At 72.9% G+C, this 16,059-nt stretch carries 13 protein-coding genes; 4 read left to right on the top strand and 9 right to left on the bottom strand.

The window, feature by feature from the left end; genetic code table 11:
• Positions 1-125 precede the first annotated feature (125 nt).
• From ACIP98_RS00255 to ACIP98_RS00240, 4 genes are all read right to left on the bottom strand, one after another.
• Complete coding sequence (locus tag ACIP98_RS00255; RefSeq protein ID WP_319663299.1) at positions 126-701, bottom strand: TerD family protein; 576 nt, start codon at positions 699-701, stop codon at positions 126-128.
• Positions 702-832: 131 nt separating this feature from the next.
• Complete coding sequence (locus ACIP98_RS00250; RefSeq protein WP_401973002.1) at positions 833-1,501, bottom strand: TetR/AcrR family transcriptional regulator; 669 nt, start codon at positions 1,499-1,501, stop codon at positions 833-835.
• A 36-nt stretch (positions 1,502-1,537) separates the two neighbouring features.
• Positions 1,538-2,749: a helix-turn-helix domain-containing protein gene (locus tag ACIP98_RS00245; protein WP_401973001.1), complete on the bottom strand. Its 1,212-nt coding sequence runs from the start codon at positions 2,747-2,749 to the stop codon at positions 1,538-1,540.
• A complete protein-coding gene (locus tag ACIP98_RS00240; RefSeq protein ID WP_319663302.1) occupies positions 2,746-3,975 on the bottom strand; it encodes a helix-turn-helix domain-containing protein in 1,230 nt (409 codons plus the stop codon). Before ACIP98_RS00240 ends, ACIP98_RS00245 begins: the two co-directional genes overlap by 4 nt.
• A 384-nt stretch (positions 3,976-4,359) precedes the next feature.
• On the opposite strand from ACIP98_RS00240, the gene ACIP98_RS00235 reads away from it, so the two are divergent.
• Entirely contained in the window at positions 4,360-5,625 is a 1,266-nt protein-coding gene (locus ACIP98_RS00235) for an ABC transporter substrate-binding protein (RefSeq protein ID WP_401973000.1), read from the top strand.
• Between the two features lie 25 nt (positions 5,626-5,650).
• Here the strand turns inward: ACIP98_RS00235 and ACIP98_RS00230 are convergent, their stop codons facing one another.
• Positions 5,651-6,661, bottom strand: a complete 1,011-nt coding sequence (locus tag ACIP98_RS00230; protein ID WP_401972999.1) for a helix-turn-helix transcriptional regulator — start codon at positions 6,659-6,661, stop codon at positions 5,651-5,653.
• 161 nt (positions 6,662-6,822) lie between these two features.
• Between ACIP98_RS00230 and ACIP98_RS00225 the strand changes: the two genes are divergently transcribed.
• Positions 6,823-7,584: an SDR family oxidoreductase gene (locus ACIP98_RS00225; protein ID WP_401972998.1), complete on the top strand. Its 762-nt coding sequence runs from the start codon at positions 6,823-6,825 to the stop codon at positions 7,582-7,584.
• Positions 7,585-7,695: 111 nt separating this feature from the next.
• Here ACIP98_RS00225 and ACIP98_RS00220 read toward each other — a convergent pair whose 3' ends face one another.
• The 3 genes from ACIP98_RS00220 to ACIP98_RS00210 all read right to left on the bottom strand — a co-directional run bounded on the left by ACIP98_RS00220 (position 7,696) and on the right by ACIP98_RS00210 (position 10,391).
• On the bottom strand, positions 7,696-8,445 hold the full coding sequence (locus ACIP98_RS00220; protein ID WP_319663306.1) for an IclR family transcriptional regulator: 750 nt from the start codon (positions 8,443-8,445) through the stop codon (positions 7,696-7,698).
• 145 nt (positions 8,446-8,590) lie between these two features.
• The gene (locus tag ACIP98_RS00215; protein WP_319663307.1) at positions 8,591-9,442 is read right to left on the bottom strand and encodes an alpha/beta hydrolase; all 852 of its coding nucleotides are present in this window, start codon (positions 9,440-9,442) and stop codon (positions 8,591-8,593) included.
• Between the two features lie 106 nt (positions 9,443-9,548).
• Positions 9,549-10,391 (bottom strand): alpha/beta hydrolase, encoded by an 843-nt coding sequence (locus ACIP98_RS00210; protein ID WP_319663308.1) that lies wholly within the window; start codon positions 10,389-10,391, stop codon positions 9,549-9,551.
• A 548-nt stretch (positions 10,392-10,939) separates the two neighbouring features.
• Here ACIP98_RS00210 and ACIP98_RS00205 point away from each other — a divergent pair.
• Complete coding sequence (locus tag ACIP98_RS00205; protein ID WP_401972997.1) at positions 10,940-11,764, top strand: SDR family NAD(P)-dependent oxidoreductase; 825 nt, start codon at positions 10,940-10,942, stop codon at positions 11,762-11,764.
• Between the two features lie 40 nt (positions 11,765-11,804).
• Here the strand turns inward: ACIP98_RS00205 and ACIP98_RS00200 are convergent, their stop codons facing one another.
• Complete coding sequence (locus ACIP98_RS00200; RefSeq protein WP_401972996.1) at positions 11,805-14,591, bottom strand: AAA family ATPase; 2,787 nt, start codon at positions 14,589-14,591, stop codon at positions 11,805-11,807.
• 671 nt (positions 14,592-15,262) lie between these two features.
• On the opposite strand from ACIP98_RS00200, the gene ACIP98_RS00195 reads away from it, so the two are divergent.
• On the top strand, positions 15,263-15,853 hold the full coding sequence (locus tag ACIP98_RS00195; protein ID WP_401972995.1) for a TetR/AcrR family transcriptional regulator: 591 nt from the start codon (positions 15,263-15,265) through the stop codon (positions 15,851-15,853).
• Positions 15,854-16,059 lie beyond the last annotated feature (206 nt).

Here is a 16,059-nt window from a genome sequence, read left to right as displayed (position 1 = left end):
CCGGCCGCGGCGCCCGGACCGGCCGCGGCACCCCCGAGCCGCGGTACCCCCGACACGGCGAAGGGCCGCGCGGCAGATGCCACGCGGCCCTTCGTCCGTACGTGCGCCCGTGAAGGCGCGCGGCGTCAGAGGTTGACGCCGAAGTCCTGCGCGATGCCGCGCAGGCCGGAGGCGTACCCCTGGCCGACGGCGCGGAACTTCCACTCCGCACCGTTGCGGTACAGCTCGCCGAAGACCATCGCCGTCTCGGTGGAGGCGTCCTCCGAGAGGTCGTAGCGAGCGAGCTCGTTGTTGTCGGCCTGGTTCACCACGCGGATGAACGCGTTGCGGACCTGCCCGAAGGACTGCTGGCGGCTCTCGGCGTCGTAGATCGACACCGGGAAGACGATCTTCTCGACCTCGGCGGGGACGGTCGACAGGTTCACCTTGACCTGCTCGTCGTCGCCCTCGCCCTCACCCGTGAGGTTGTCGCCGGTGTGCTCCACCGAGCCCTCGGGGCTCTTGAGGTTGTTGAAGAAGATGAAGTGCTTGTCCGAGACGACCTTGCTGTCGGCGTTGACCAGCAGCGCGCTCGCGTCGAGGTCGAAGTCGGTGCCGGTGGTCGTGCGCACGTCCCAGCCGAGACCGACGGTGACTGCGGTCAGTCCCGGCGCCTCCTTGGTCAGCGAGACATTGCCGCCCTTGGAAAGGCTGACACCCATGGGATCTCCCTGCTCAATCCGGCGCGGGCCGCGCCCCTTGACGATTCCTTTGCCCATCGCCTACAACGGGCCGCCCCGCGCGCGGGTTCCCGGTGCCACGCCGCTTCACCTGAGTGCCGCAGCAGGGCTCGTCACAGCGACCGTACGCTCTCCAGCTCCGCCGCGAACAGCACCGCGGGATCGAAACCCATGCCCGTGAAGTGGCCCGCGAGTTCGAGGGAGAGCACCCCGTGCAGCCGCGTCCACACCGCCAGCGCGCGGCGCAGGCCCGCGGCCGGGGCGGGGTGGTCGCCGGCCCAGTCGCGGTGGGCGGCCAGGTGCTCCGCCAGGGCGGAGGCCGCGGGGACGGGGGAGCCCGGGGGTGGTCCGGCGGGCGGTTCGGCGCAGGCGTCGAGCAGCGTCGCCATGATCTCCCGCGCGATCCCGTTGATGTCGTCGGGCGCCTGGTAGCCGGGCACGGGTGTGCCGTACACGAGGAAGTAGCGCTGCGGCTCCTCCAGGGCCCAGCGGCGCAGGGCGTGCGCCGGGCCGGACAGCCCGGGCTCCGCCCGGGCGGCGGCCGTGAAGGCGTCGGCGAGACTGCGGTAGGCGTCCCGGATCAGCTCGGTGATCAGGTCGTCGCGGCCGGCGAAGTAGCGGTAGAGGGCGGGACCGCTCATGCCCATCTGCTTGGCGATCGCGTTGAGCGAGAGCGCTGAGGCCCCCGCCGCGGCGATCTGCTTCCAGGCGCGTTCCTTGATCTCCGCGCGGACCTGGCTGCGGTACCGCTCCCGCGGGGTCGTCGTTCCCGGGTCCGCCATGATCCGCCGCCTTCCGTATCACCCGCCGGGCGCCGCTCAGGCGGCGTCCGTGCGCAGGGCGTCCAGGGCCAGCGTCAGGTCCACCAGGTCCCGGGGGTGGGTGAGCCGCCGGCCCGTGAGTAGTTCCAGGCGGCGCAGCCGGTTGAGGACGGTGTTGCGGTGGCAGTCCATGCGCTCCGCCGCGGCGCGCGGCGATCCGCCGCAGTCCATCCAGGCCGCGAACGTGCCCAGCAGACAGTCCCGTTCCTCCTCCGGCAGGTCCCGCAGCGGCCCGAGCACCCGGCCGGCCAGCTCCCCGGCGAACGGCCGGTCCGAGGCGACCAGGGCGTCCGGGATGCGCTCCTCCCAGAGCGCCACCTCTCCCTCGGCCGCGCAGGCGGGCAGCGCCAGTTCGGCCAGCGTCCGGGACCGGTGCAGCTCCGACAGGCCCGTCACCACCGGCCCGACCCCGGCCCGCAGCCCCGGCACCGTCCGCAGGTACGACGTGAACGCCTCCGGCGGACGGTCCCCCAGCAGCACGACGAGGAACTCGCCCGACCCGTCCCGCGGCACCCGCAGCAGCCGGCCGCCGGTGCCGGCCGCGGTCGCGGGAACCGCCGCGCGGACGGCGGTCCCGGTCGTGGTCGCGGCGACCGCGAAGCGGCCGTCCGCGGGAACGCCGAGGGCCTGGGCCGCGGCCCGCACGGCCATGGCGTCCGAGCGGCCGTCCAGGAGCGCCACCAGCGCCGTCGCGGCGGGCGGCCCGCCGGCGACCGTGTCGTCGTCCGGCGTCTCGCGGTAGGCCTCGGCCAGGATCGCGGCGTTGCGTTCCCGGAACCCCCACATCCGCGGGGCGACGCGGACCATGAGGGTCAACCGGCCGGGGTCGTGGGCGGCGACGGTGTCCACGAGTTCCTGCCACAGGACCGCGCCGCCCACGGACAGGACGTGCTGCAGCAGTTCCGGCGGCATCCCGAGGGCGGCCTGCCGGCGGCCCACCATGCCCATGTGCAGGGCGGCGGCGACGTCGCAGCCCGGGTCCACGAGCCGGTCCAGGTGCATCCTGATGATCGTCGCGAAGCCCTCGGGCGAGCAGTCGGGGTTGCCGGCGTGCTCCATGAACCCGGGGACCTCGGTGCGCAGCCGCTCCGTGACCCGGGCCGCCAGCTCGTCCACCCGCCCCCGCATCCGCAGCGCCGCCGCCCGCAGCAGCGCGCTGGCGGCGGCCTCGTCCCGGGCGCCGGCCGCCTCCTCGGTGCGGACGCTCACCGGGCCTGCCCCCCGGAGACCGGGGCGATGCGCTCGGCGTCCAGGGCGAGCGCCAGGTGGACGACGTCGTGCGGCCGGGACGGCGAGCGGCCGGTGAGCTGCTCCAGCCGGTGCAACCGCCGCCGCAAAGTGTTGGCGTGGCAGAACAGGGCGGCCGCGGCCCGCTCCACGGAGCCGCCGGAGTCCAGCCAGGTCTCCAGGGTCTCCAGCAGGAGGGTCCGCTCGCCGGGGTCGACCGCCCGCAGCCCGCCCAGCACGCCGGAGGCGACCTCGGCGGCCACCTCCGGACGGCGGGCGAGCAGGGCGGCCGGCCACCGCCGGTCGAGGAGCGCCACCTCCCCGTCACGGGTGCAGGTGCGCAGGGCCAGTTCGGCGAGGTCCCGGGCGTGCCCGGCGTCGGCGAGCCGCGCCACCTGGGGGCTCAGGCCGGCCCGCGCCCCGTCCGGCACGCCGAGCGACCTCGCGAAGTCGCCGATCGGCAGGTCGCCCAGTTCGGCCAGGAGCACCTCGCCGCCCAGCGGGAAGGTGCGGCGCACCCGGACCCCGGCGGGGGTGCCGCTGCGCGCCGGTCCCGGCCGCGGACGGCGCGAGGTGTTGCGCACGACGGCGACCGCGAAGCGGCCGGTCTCCGGGAGGTCCAGCGCCCGCGCGGTCTCCGCGACGTCCTGCGGGCCCACCCGGCCGGCCAGCAGCGCCTCCAGTGCCCGGCGCCCGCGCTGGCGGTGGTGGGTCGCCTCGGCGCGGGCCCGCCCGTAGGCGTCCGCCATCAGCCGGCTGTCCCGTTCGAACAGGTCCCAGACCTCCGCCGCGGCGCGGGCCATCAGCTTCGTGCCGTCCGGCCCGCGGTCCTCACCGGCGCGCACCAGGGACAGCCACAGTTCGTCGCCGCCGGTCCGGTAGGCGCCGATCATCGACCGCAGCGGGAAGTCCTGCCAGGCCCTGCGCTCGCCCACCCACGACTGGTACTCGGCGGACACCGTGGAGCGCCCCGGGTCGGCGAGCGAGTCCAGCACCGCGGCGACGGCGCCGCCCGCCTCCTCGCGGAAGCCGGGCGGTACGAGCCCCGGCTCCCGGTAGGCCGGGTGCCGCTCGCGTATCCGGTCCACGATCCGGTCCGCCAGCGGCACGACCCGCTTGCGGACCTCGCGCGCGGCGGCCCGCAACAGGTCGGCGTGCTCGTACCCGTCCGCGGCGGCGATGGGGCGCGTCGGCGCTGGGGCGGTCATCCGGTCCTCCTCCCGGTGCCCGGAGAGCGGCAGTCCGGGGACGTCACGCGTTTCTACCCGCCGCGCGACCCGCCCCGGAAGGCAGCCGACGCAACCCTTACCCATTCCGACGGGGATCTCCGCAGGTCACCAGGGATCTCCGCAGGTCTGCGAACACGCTGTCGACCCCGGGCGGCCGCCGCGCCCGGCCCGCCGGTGCCCGGCCGCCGAGGTGGCGCCGCACAGTCCGGCACCCCCGCGGTTGGGAACCGCCACCAGAAACGGTGCCGCCCCTCGCCCGGCCGCCCGGGATCTCTTCCCATGGAGGCTCCGGTCGAGCGGCTCGTCCCGAGCTCTCCCGGCGGCGTCGGCGCCGACGCCCGTCCCCCTCAAGGAGCACCCCCCGTGACCCGGAAACCCCTCGGTTCCGCCGTTGCCCTCGTGGCAGCACTCGTCACCCTGCTGGCCGGCTGCGGCAGCCTGGCGGCCGCCTCGAAACCCGACGACGGTCCGGTCGACAGGACCGGGATGACCATCGGTCCCGGTATCACCCCGAGCTCCATCCAGCTCGGCGTCCTCACCGACCTGTCCGGCCCGTACGCCCCGCTGGGCCGCTCGGTGCTGCAGGCCGAGCGGCTGTACGTGGACCAGGTGAACGCCTCGGGCGGCGTGTGCGGCCGCAAGCTCAAGCTGCTTGTCCGCGACCACGGCTACAGCGTGGACAAGGCCGTCGTGCAGTACATGGACATGGAGCCGTCGATCGCGGCCATGCCCGGACTGCTCGGCTCGTCGATCATCAACGCCCTGATGTCCAGCATCGGGACCGACGAGGTCATGACGATGGCGCTGGGCTACTCCTCGACGCTCCTGGGCCAGCCCACCCTGCAGACCATCAGCGCCACCTACGACATCGACATGATCAACGGCCTGGACTGGGCGGCGGCCACGTACGGCCTGAAGCGCGGGGACAAGGTCGGCTACATCTACCTGAAGGGCGACTACGGGCACAACGCCCTGCGCGGGGCGAAGTTCGTCGCCCACGAGAAGCGGCTGAAGCTCGTTTCCCACGAGATCTCCGAGGACCAGGACGACGTGAGCGCACAGGTGCACGACCTGGCCGCCGCGGGCGTCAAGGCCGTCCTGATCACCGCGAGTCCCGAGCAGACCGCGTCGGCCGTCGGGAACGCCGCCGCGCAGGGCCTGCTGGTCCCGTTCCTGTCCAGCGCCGCCGGCTTCCACCCGCAGATGCTCAAGAGCCCCGCGGCCCCGGCGGTGCTCAGCATGCTGCACCTGGTCGCCCCCACGCCCGCCCTGACCGACAAAGCCCCGCAGATCGAGAAGCTGGTCGAGGAGTACCAGAAGCACTACCCCGGCCAGCCGCTGGACCAGGGCGTGGAGAACGGCCACAACACCATGGCGGTCGCCGTCCAGGACCTGAAGGAGGCCTGCGCCGACAAGGACCTCAGCCGGGAGGGCATCATCGCCGCGCACCGCAAGCTGACCGGGTTCGACCCCGGCATGGGCCCGGCGCTGGACTTCTCCGACCCGTGGCGGCCGAGCGCGACCCAGAGCTACATCCTGAAGCCGCAGAAGGACGTCCCCGGCGGCCTCGTCGACGTGAAGGGCCCCTTCAAGGTGGCCGCGGTGGAGAAGTACCTCTCCATGATCTGACTCCCGGCCGCCCGGCGGCACCGGTTCAGCCCGGTCCCGCGCGGCCCCCGCCGGCCGCCGGTGGCGATCCACCGCGTGGTGACCGGAGCGGGGCGCCGGTCCCCCGTCCGCTACCCGGAACGTCACTGCCGGGTGCCGCGCCGGGGGACCCGGCGGACCCGGCGGACCCGGCGGACCCGGCGGACCCGGCGGACCCGGCGGACCCGGCGGACTCGGCGGACTCGGCGGGTGAGAGTGCGGCGAGCAGCCGGAGTTTCTCGTCGCTGTCGCTGCCCTTGTCGGGGTAGTAGACGACGAGGATGACGTCGTCGATGGCGAGTTTGTCGCGGTGGAGGCGGAGTTCACCGACGACGGGGTGGTTCACCGTGGTCGTCCCTCCGTCCAGACCGCGGACGTCGTGCCGGGCCCACAGGGTGCGGAACCGCTGACTGGACAGGGCGAGCTCCCCGACGAGTTCGACGAACCGGGGGTCGTCGGTGTCGTCCCCGATGGTGGTGCGCAGGGCGGCCACGAAATCGGCGGTGGATCTCGTCCAGTCCTGCTGGAAGGCCTGCTCCTCGGGGTCCAGGAGCAGGGAACGCAGCCGGTTCTCGCCGGGCCGCAGGCGGGGGGAGAGCGCGACCGCCATGGGGTTGGAGGCCAGGACGTCGAACGCGCGCCCTTCGACGAACGCGGGGATCTGCAGGTGCGCCAGCAGCTCGTACACCCTCTGCGGCACCTGCTCGGGCCTGCGGCGGCGCGGTGCCCTCGGGCGGGCCGCCGAGAGGCCGAGCAGATACGTCCGCTCGATGTCGTCGAGCTGCAGGACGCGTGCGAGTGCTTCGAGCACCTGCGGCGAGGGGTTCTTGTCCCGGCCGCGCTCCAGGCGCAGGTAGTAGTCGGGACTTATCCCGGCGAGCAGGGCGACCTCCTCGCGGCGCAGGCCCGGCACACGCCGGTTGCCGCCGGGCGGCAGTCCCGCCTGCGCCGGGGAGACCAGCTCACGCCGGGCGCGCAGGTAGCCGCCCAGCCGGTTGCCGGAGTCCTCGTCCCTCATACCGCCACCGTAATGCGGTCCGCGGGCCGCAGAGGGGGCCCTGGCAGGACCAGGGAGGACGGGGGTCCTGCCGCGTCCGGCGGACGCCGCCGAGACTTCGGTACGACCGACCGCGCCGCGGCTTCGAACGCCATCGGCGCCCTGATCCGAAGGAAGACACCATGGATCTCTCCGACCGCACCGTCCTCGTCGTCGGCGGCACCTCGGGAATCGGGCGGGAGCTGGCCCGCCGGTTCGCCGCCGCGGGCAGCACCGTGGCGATCGCCGGCCGCAGCCCGCAGGCGCTCTCCGAACTCGCCGGAGAAGGCTTCGGCACGTTCGGTGCCGACGTCACCGACACTTCCTCCGTCGCGTCCCTGCGTGACGCGGTACTCGCCCGCCACCCCGGGCTGGACACCGTGGTGACGATGTCGGGCGTCATGCTCCTGGAGGACCTGCGCGACCCCGCGCACTTCGAGGCGACGAGGACGACGATCGAGACCAACCTGCTCGGCACCGTGAGGGTCGTCGACGCCTTCACCCCGCACCTGCTCCAGCGGGGCGCCGGCACCTTCGTCACGGTCACTTCCGGCATCGCCTTCCTGCCGTTCCCGCCCATGCCGGGCTACGCCGCCTCGAAGGCCGCGGTGCACGCCTACTCCGAGGCGCTGCGCGCGCAGCTGGACGGCACAGGTGTCGACGTCGTGGAGCTCGTTCCCCCGGCCGTCGCCACAGCGGGCCAGGAAAAGGCGAACCCGCACGCGCTGCCGCTCGACGCATTCGCCACCGAGGTCATGGAGCTGCTCTCGGAGGACCCCACCCCCCGCGAAATCCTCGTGAAGGGCGTCCTCATGCACCGCTGGTCCGAGCGCGACGGCACCTACGACGACCTGGTCGCACAGCGCTCCAAGGCCCTGGCGATGCTCCCCGGCCGCCAGGGCTGACACGCTTCCAGCGGCCCGAGCAGCGGCGGACCGTCCCAGCCGCGGCCGGCGCCGTTCCCGCCAGGGGTGGCGTCGAGCCGGGCACCGCGTCAGGGGCGACCCGGGACGTGGTCACTCACGCAAGGCGCGGGAAACCCTTCGGGCCGCCGCGCGAACGGCGGGAGCGAGCGTCTGAGGGGACTGGCTGCCCGCTCTGAAGGCGATCGACAGGGCCGCCACCACCGAGCCGCCCGCGCCGTGGATCGGCGCTCCGACGCAGTGGACGTCCGGCCCCACCATCCTGTCGCTGCTGGCGTACCCCTCCCTGCGGACGTCGGCCAGCAGGGAGCGGAGCCGGGCGGGGGAGGTGATCGTGTAACTGGTGTAGCGACGCGGTGGGGTGCTCAGATACTCCTCTTGGACCTTGTCGGGCGCGTGGGCGAGCAGGACGAGTCCCGCTCCCGTGGCGAACGCACCGAAGCGGCCTCCCACCCGGCTGTCGGCCTGCGGGGCGCCCGGCGCGCTGAGACGCTCCAGGACGACGACGTCCAGGTGGTCCCGCACGGAGAGATGGATGTGCTGTTCCTTCGTGACGTCGTACAGGTCCTGCAGGATCGGCAGGGCCGCATCGCGCAACGGGAAGCCGCGAGGCGCGAGGGTGGCCACCTCCCACAGCCGCAGACCCACCCGGTAGCGCCGGTCGGGCCCACGTTCCAGGGCTCCCCACGCGACGAGTTCGGCGGCACGGCGATGAACCGTCGGCAGCGACAGGCCCGTTCGCCGGGACAACTCGGTGAGGGTGAGCGCGCGGTTTTCGTGGGAGAAGGCCCCGAGCAACGCAAGGACCTTGTCGGTCACCGACATGCCGTGCTCATCGGACATGTCCGTGCTTCCTTCCTTCATGGGCGGGTCCCTCTTCGCACCGTTCGCCGGGCACGCCTGCCGCGGCCCCTCCCCGCACGACGACCTGGGCCGTCGTGCGGGATCGGCCGGGCCGCCGGGCGAGGCCGGGGCAGCCCGCCTGGGGTCAGTGGACGGTTCCGGCGGCCTTCTTGATGAGGTCGGTGACGATGCCGGGGTCGGTCACCTGCGCGGCGTGCGGGGTGTCGGCCTCGACGGTGTGGGAGTGGGCGCGGTTCGCCATGAAGCGCTCGGTGGCGGGCGGGATCACGTGGTCGTCCTTGGAGACGAGGTACCAGGACTCGATGGTCTTCCAGGCGGGGTCGCCGGAGCCTTCACCGAGCGCCTCGGGGGCGGCGGGGCTCTGGGTGGCGGCGAGTTCGGCGGCGGTCTTGCCGCTGACGCGGTTGCTGAGGAAGAGGTTGCGGTACTGGTCAGGCTTGGCGTAGAGGTCGACGCCGGTGCTGCCGTCAGCCTTGGTGAAGGGGACGGGGAACAGGGCGGTGGGGATCTGAACGTTGGGGTCGTTGCTGATCTGGGAGCCCGGGAACTTCCTGGTCAGGCCGTCGACGGTCTCGTCCTTGTCCGGTGCGAAGGCGGAGATGTAGACGAGCGCCTTGACGTTCTTGTTTCCGGTGGCGGCGTTGGTGATGACCGTGCCGCCGTAGGACTGGCCGACCAGGACGACGGGGCCCTGGATGGTCTTGAGGTAGGAGGCCAGGTAGGAGGAGTCGGCGGACACGCCGCGCAGACCGGTGGGCGGCGCGACGACCGGGTAGCCGTCGGCCTGCAGGCGGTTGATGACGCCCTTCCAGCTCGCGGCGTCGGACCAGGCGCCGTTGACCAGGACGACGGTCGGCTTGGGGGCGGCAGGGGTGTGGTGGGCGGGCGCGGCCGACGCGAACGCGGTCACGCCGCCGGCGAGGGCAACACCGGTCGCGCCGAGAACGGCTGTACGGAACGTACGACGGCGAAGCATGGAGGTCTCCTGAGGTGATGGTGTTGTTGCGGCGGGCACATACGCCCGCGCGGGTGGGGCACGCGACGATCGCGTCCCCGGGAGGCCGGCGGATCAGGGCCGGCGGTCAGCGGGTCCCGCGGTCGGGTCCCACGCGGGTGAGCGAGTGGCCCGCGGCCCAGTCGAGCGCGAAGTCGGCCACTTCCTGCCACCCGTCCTGGCCGATGATGAAGTGCGAGCGGCCGGGGAACTCCCGGTAGTCCGTGACGGCCGAGGACTTGCGGTAGAGCTTCCAGTTCGCCTTGTTGACCTTGGGCGGGACGATGTGGTCGGCCTGGCCCGCGATGAACAGGAGCGGGGACCGGCGGTCGTTCCGGAAGTCGACCCGGGTGGCGGCCCGCGGATTGAAGTTGGCGAACGCCCCCTGGAAGAGCACGCGGGCCGGTCCCGGGACCTGGTAGCGCTCCCAGCGGGCCGCCGATTCGTCCTCGCTCAGCGTGTTGGTGATGGCGTAGTGGAACTGGCGCGCCGTCAGGGAGACCGCCTTGTTCTTGTTGGCGGGGTTCTTCAGGACCGGCCAGGCCGACTTGAGGGTGGACAGCGGAAGGGGCAGCACGCCCTTGACCGCTGCGGAGTCGATGACGACCCCGGCACTGCCCAGGCCCCGGTCGAGCAGGATCTGCACGACGGTGCCGCCGAAGGAGTGGCCCATGAGGATGGGCGGACGAGGCAGGTCACGGATGACCTTCTCGTAGTGGTCGACCACCTCGAGCAGGCCGGTTCCCGCGATTCCCGAGGGGTCGCGCCGCAGCTCCTCCACCTCGCGGTCGAGCCCGGGCCAGGCGGGAGCCATGACGTTGTACCCCCGCGCCTCGTAGTGCTGCTTCCACCCCTCCCAGCTGCGCGGGTTCACCCACAGGCCGTGGATGAGCACGATCGTGCCTGCCTCGACGGCATGGGGCTCACTCATACGGACCTCCGAAATGGATAGAACGTTCTATTCACTTAAGCTAGTCGAACCGATGCCCGCAGGCAAGCGGTGCCGCGAAGGCACGGGGGCGAACCCGGACCGCGCCGGGCCGGCAGCATGCGCCGGCTTCCCGCGGCGCCCCCAGACTGTCGCCGCAGGCCCCGCACCCACATCCGTCGAACGCCTGGGGGAAAACGGGTCACCGAGCCGTGCCGGGCAGTCGTTTCGACAGCGCACCAGGTGTCCGCCCGGTCGCCGGGCGGCAGCGCCGGGCGGCACGGACCGCGCACGGCCCGGATTCCTCAGGCGAAAGGTCCAGGGGTCGCGTACCGGGGCCCGGGCGACCGGATCCGGCCGCCGCCCGGCCCCGGGGCCGGCCATGAGCCCCAGTCGTCGGCACTGTCGGATGACTTATGCGGGCCGGTCCCACCGGTACCGATACTGAGCGGGTGCCCGTGCGGTCACCCGCCGGTGCCGGCCCTGTCGTGGCCCGTCGTCGGCCAGGACTCCGGCCGCCTCACCGCTCCCACCATGCGCCGAGGAGCATGATGCCGAAGATCATCCTTGTCACCGGGGCGTCCAGCGGCCTCGGGGCAGCGACTGCCCAGGCCCTGGCCGAAGCCGGTCACATCGCCTACGCCGGAACGGGCGCGGCCTCAGGCCGTCCACCGGTCGCCTTCGCACCGGACGGGGACCCGGGCCTCCAGGTCGCTCGGCCGCGTCCGATCGCCCTCGACGTCGCCGATCAGCGCTCGGTCAACGCCGCGGTGACCGCCATCACGGCGGAAGCCGGGCGGATCGACTGCGTGGTCCACACCATGGGACCCGTGCCCAGGGGGCCCGTCGAGTCCTTCACTCCCTACCAGTTGGCGCAGATCTACGACGCGAACGTGCTGTCCACCCAGCGGGTCAACCGTGCTGTGCTGCCGCAGATGCGCGAACGCCGGGACGGTCTGCTGGTCTGGGTGGTGTCCCGCGGCGACCTCGCGGACGAGGCCCCCTTCCTCGCCCTGCACTCGGAAAGTGTCGCGGTGATCGACCATCTCGCGGCGAGCTACGCGAAAGAGCTGGCCGGCTTCGGCGTGGAGGCCACCGTCGTCGTGGCCGGCCTGAGCGTGCCCGAAACCGGCCGGCGACTACGGCTGGTCCTTCCCGACGACCTCGGTACGGCGCAGGCGTACGAGGGCCGTTATCCCGGTCTGGTCGATCGGGTCGACGCGCACCTGGCCGGTCAGGCCGTCACCGCGGCGCGTCTCGCCGGCGCGGCACAGGCCGTCGCGGGCCTGGTGGAAAGCCCGAAGGGCGCTCGCCCGCCGCGGGTCACCGCCGGTGCGCCCGGTGACCGGCTGCCGGGGACCGGGGACGACGGTTAGGCGCACGCGGAAGGGTGCGGGCGGGGCCTGGACGCGGGTCTCACTCCTCCAAGGCCCCGAGCGCGTCGCGGAGTGCCGCCCGGGACGAAATGCCCAGCTTGGGAAAGATCTGGTAGAGGTGCGCTCCGACCGTCCGGTGCGAGAGATAGAGCCGTTCGGCGATCTGCTTGTTGCTCAGCCCCGATGCCGCCAGGTCCGCGATCTCCCGCTCCTGCGGCGTGAGTACCTTCCCACCCGCCTCGGTCCGCGGCGCGACCCAACCGGCGGCCCGCAGCTGCTTGGCCGCACGATCCGTCCAGGGACCGGCTCGGAGCTCGGCGAAGGCTTCGTGGGCCAGCATCAGCTGTCCTCTGGCCTCGGCGTTCGCCCTGGCGCGTCGGAGCCGTTCGCCGTGGGCCAGCCGTACCCGGGCCAGGTCGAACGGCCATTGCTCGACTTCCGGCAGGGCCAACGCCTCGCCGAACAGACGCACCGACTCCTCGTCGTCCGTGGCGCACAGAGCGGCCGAGGCGCCGGCGAGGAGTGCGAGCCGCGAGGAGAGCGCGGCGATGCCGTTGTCCCGGATGGCGCGCACATGAGCGGCCGCTTCCTCCGGGCGGTCGGTGCGGACCGCGGCCTCGACGAGATCCATCATCACCCACAGGGCGTGCGGCACATGGGAGGCGAAGGTGCCCGCGGGGCTGATCGCCGTCGCGTGCCGATAGGCGCCGGTGAAGTCGCCGCGTCCGAGATCGGCCACGGTGCGTATGTGCCGGGCGTAGTGCAGTGCCGTCCCGACGCCCCGCGGTGCGGCCCATTGGGCGATCCGGCCGGTGAGCAGGCCGGCCGTCGCGTCCTCCCCGCGAGGGGCGGCGACGACGGCCCGGCAGTACCAGAAGTACCAGGTGAAGAACCGGTATCCGGACTCCTCGCAGAGCTGGGCTCCTTCCTCGGCCAGTTCGACGCACTCGTCCCACCTGCCGGTCAGGTAGTCGTTCAGGCACAGGTGCATCAAGGCGCCGATGTGGCGGCGCACCGGCCCGCCGTCCCGTCCCTGGCGGACGACCTTCCAGGAGGGCTCGCGGAGGGCCGGCAGCCGATCGAGGTAGAGCGCCGCGGTGCCGACCCTGACGATGCGGCCGGGGTCGGTCTCCTCGGGGAGTCCGCCGAGGATGTCCTCCATGTGTTCCAGCGCGGCCGCTCCCGAACGCGCAGGGTCGGAGAAGGTCCTGCCGGCCGCCGACAGCAGTGCGGGCGGCTCCGGGCGCATTCGGGAGAGCGCGGTGTAGAAGGGGTCCCACAACTCCGCACGGCCGCTGAAGAAACACAGGAGCAGCAGCAGGTGCACGGCGTCGACGACGGCGTTGTCCTCGGCGTCGTACTGGTGGGTGCCGGACTCGATGGCGCCCACCAGCAGGCGGTGAGCCGTGTCGATGTCCCCGTCGCCGTTGATGACCAGATAGACGGCGGCAGCGGCGGAGCGCAGGGACCCCGCCAGGTCCGGGTCGGCGCGGCGGGCGTCCTCGAGCAGCTCCGAGACGCCGCGCAGCTCCCCCGTCGCGTCGGCGCCGATGTAGGCGGCCTCCGCCAGGCGGCGAGCCCGGTCCGATCCGTGGGGACTCAAGTCGGCCGCCCGTATCAGTGCCGCGACCGCCCCCAGGGCGTCGCCGCGCGCCGTGATGCGGTGGGCGGCCTGCTCCAGCAGGGTGGCGACCTGCTCGTCCGGCTCGACGGACGCTTCTCCGAGATGCCATGCGCGGCGCTCGGGCTGATGCGCCAGAGCCTGGGCCAGAGCCCGGTGCGCCGCGCGGCGCTCGGCGCTGGAGCAGGCGTCGACGACGGCCGAGCGGATCAGGGGGTGGCGGAAGACGAGCCGCCGGGTGCCCTCGTCGACGGTGACCAGCTGGTCCTGCTCGGCCGGGGCGAGATCTTCGAGGTCGGCGCCGCAGCCGGCCTGCCGCGCCGCCGCGTGCAGGACCCCGAGATCGCCGGTCCCGTCCATCGTGGCGAGCAGCAGCAGACGGCGGGTCGCAGCCGGGAGGCCGGAGACCCGGGAGAGGAACAGCGCCTGGAGCCGCTGGCTCAGCGGCAGGACCGCGGGAAGGTTCTCCAGCGCCATGCGCTGCTGCCCGCTGAGCACCGTGGGCAGTTCGAGCAGGGCCAGCGGGTTCCCTTCGGCCGCGGACAGCAGCCGGCGCCGCACTCGTTCGGCAAGGTTCGGGAAGCGCGCGTCGAGCAGGGCTCGCGACGACACTTCGTCCAGCGGCGGCACCTCGTACTCGGGTAGTCCACCGCGGTTGAAGAAGGTCTCGCTCCCTTGGCGCACGGCGCCGAGGAAGCGGACCCGGCTGCCGCCGAGCCTGCGTGCGACGAAGGCGAACACGGCGGCGCTGGCGCGGTCCACCCACTGCAGGTCGTCGATGACGAGCAGCAGCGAGTCGGGCGCGGCCACCTGGTGAAGCAGCATGAGGGTCGCGCTGGACACCACGAGCCGGTTCGGCGACGCTCCGCTGCCGAAGCCCAGCGCGACACGCAGGGCCTCCTGATGGGTGCTGTCCAGATCACCGAACGTCTCGGAGAGCGGGAAGAGGAGCTGGTTCAGGCCCGAGTAGCTCACGTCGGCCTCGAACTCGACGCCGGCCGCGCGCAGGACCCGCGTCCCGGCCGCGGACGCCGCCTCCGCCACGGCGTCGAGCAGAACCGTCTTGCCCACCCCCGCCTGTCCCGACAGCAGGAGCGCGCCGCCGCGGTCGCCGGCGCCGAGGAAGTCGCGTATGCGCTCGAGTTCCTCGGCACGCCCCACCAGACCGCCAGCGGCTCCGTCGTCAAAGGGGTCGCCGTAGCCCACCCGTCCACGCTCCCGTCAGCCGTCCGCGTCCGCCCCGGTTCCCCTCGGGCGGATATTCTTTGAATTCATGGCAAGGGGGTTCTCATGCTACCGCGCAAACCTCCGGAATCATCTTGCCGAGCCGCATTTCCACTCACCCCTTCGGCATGCCCGTAAAACTCTGGGAAGAATTCTTTCACTGAGTGAAAGGGGTAACCCGACGGACCTCTGCGGGGGGTAGTGTGCCGTCCGGACAGGGGTTCCTTCGACGGAACCCTCCCTCGCCGCGAGGTTCCCGCGCAGGTGGAAGGCAGTCAGGTGCCCATCGAGCGGCAGGGGGCGGCAAGGCGGGAATACCGGGGACGCGCGCGACGCGGGAGCGGAAAAGGCGCCCCGCCGACCCCTGATCGCCGTGCAACCATTCCGGCGGGAAAAGGCCTTTCCTTTCCTCAGAACCATGTCCGGTCCTCCTGCCGGAGAACGGCCCGTACCCCCGGCCCGCATATTGGCCTTTCGTCCCTTGCGTGCCACTCCGCGCATCCGCCCGCACCGCCCCGGCGGAAATATCGGACGGCCCCCGGGGAGCATGCGAGCGGCCCTTGGGCGGCCCCCGTGCCGGTGGCGATGCCGCCGGGGCGCCGAGTCTCGCCCTTGCCCCGGATTGTGGAAGGAACGTTCTATATAATGTCTCCATGACCGAGACGACGAGCGGGCCCGCCACGACCGGCCGCAAGTCAGCGGCGCGGGAGCGGCTGCTGACCACGGCGAGCAGGCTCTTCTACACCGAAGGGATTCGCGCTGTCGGTGTCGACCGGGTGATGGCGGAGGCCGACGTCGCGCGCGGCACCTTCTACCGGCACTTCGAGGGCAAGGACGACCTGGTGCGCGGCTACCTGGACGCCACCGATCACGACATCCGGGCCCGGGTGGCCGTGGCGGCCGAGAAGACGGGCGGAGGCGCGGCGTTGCTCGATGTCGTCGCGCACAGCATCGGCGAGGAGATCTGCGGTCCGGGGTTTCGGGGCTGCCCCTTCATCAACGCGGCCGCGGAGTACCCGGATCGGGGGTGTCCGATCCACCAAGCCGTGCTGAGGCACCGCGAGTGGTTCCACCAGGTGCTGGAGGACACCCTCGCGACCATGGGCGTCGCGGATCCCCGGCACTCCGCCGACATGGTGGTCGCCCTGCGTGACGGAGCGATGGTCGCGGGCTACCTCGGCGACTCCACATCCGCGGCGCGCACCCTGGCCCAGGGTGTCGCTCTGGTCGTCGCGGCGGGCTGACGGAAGGACGGGCCGGCGTCAGGAGGCGCCGGCCTCTGAGCCCGGCCGCCGCCAGGCGGCGGCTCCCGCGCCGGGAATCCCCGCGGGGGCGGGGGCAGGTGGACGATGCGGCGTCGGAGGGGCCGTACTTGGAGCGTCCCGGGTACAACGGTTTAAAAACGATCTCCAGGCGCCAGGAGCGGGGTCACACGCCCGGCCACCTCGCC

Source organism: Streptomyces sp. NPDC088354, assembly GCF_044753585.1.
Taxonomy (GTDB): domain Bacteria; phylum Actinomycetota; class Actinomycetes; order Streptomycetales; family Streptomycetaceae; genus Actinacidiphila.
Note: the sequence above shows the minus strand (reverse complement) of the source record. Positions and strands in the feature narration are given on the sequence as shown.

What these genes read in the sequence shown, in the direction of transcription:
- ACIP98_RS00215 (WP_319663307.1), bottom strand. Translation starts at nt 9,442, where the DNA reads ATGCTTCGCCGTCGTACGTTCCGTACAGCCGTTCTCGGCGCGACCGGT.
- ACIP98_RS00240 (WP_319663302.1), bottom strand. Translation starts at nt 3,975, where the DNA reads ATGACCGCCCCAGCGCCGACGCGCCCCATCGCCGCCGCGGACGGGTAC.
- ACIP98_RS00225 (WP_401972998.1), top strand. Translation starts at nt 6,823, where the DNA reads ATGGATCTCTCCGACCGCACCGTCCTCGTCGTCGGCGGCACCTCGGGA.
- ACIP98_RS00220 (WP_319663306.1), bottom strand. Translation starts at nt 8,445, where the DNA reads ATGTCCGATGAGCACGGCATGTCGGTGACCGACAAGGTCCTTGCGTTG.
- ACIP98_RS00255 (WP_319663299.1), bottom strand. Translation starts at nt 701, where the DNA reads ATGGGTGTCAGCCTTTCCAAGGGCGGCAATGTCTCGCTGACCAAGGAG.
- ACIP98_RS00205 (WP_401972997.1), top strand. Translation starts at nt 10,940, where the DNA reads ATGCCGAAGATCATCCTTGTCACCGGGGCGTCCAGCGGCCTCGGGGCA.
- ACIP98_RS00250 (WP_401973002.1), bottom strand. Translation starts at nt 1,501, where the DNA reads ATGGCGGACCCGGGAACGACGACCCCGCGGGAGCGGTACCGCAGCCAG.
- ACIP98_RS00210 (WP_319663308.1), bottom strand. Translation starts at nt 10,391, where the DNA reads ATGAGTGAGCCCCATGCCGTCGAGGCAGGCACGATCGTGCTCATCCAC.
- ACIP98_RS00230 (WP_401972999.1), bottom strand. Translation starts at nt 6,661, where the DNA reads ATGAGGGACGAGGACTCCGGCAACCGGCTGGGCGGCTACCTGCGCGCC.
- ACIP98_RS00195 (WP_401972995.1), top strand. Translation starts at nt 15,263, where the DNA reads ATGACCGAGACGACGAGCGGGCCCGCCACGACCGGCCGCAAGTCAGCG.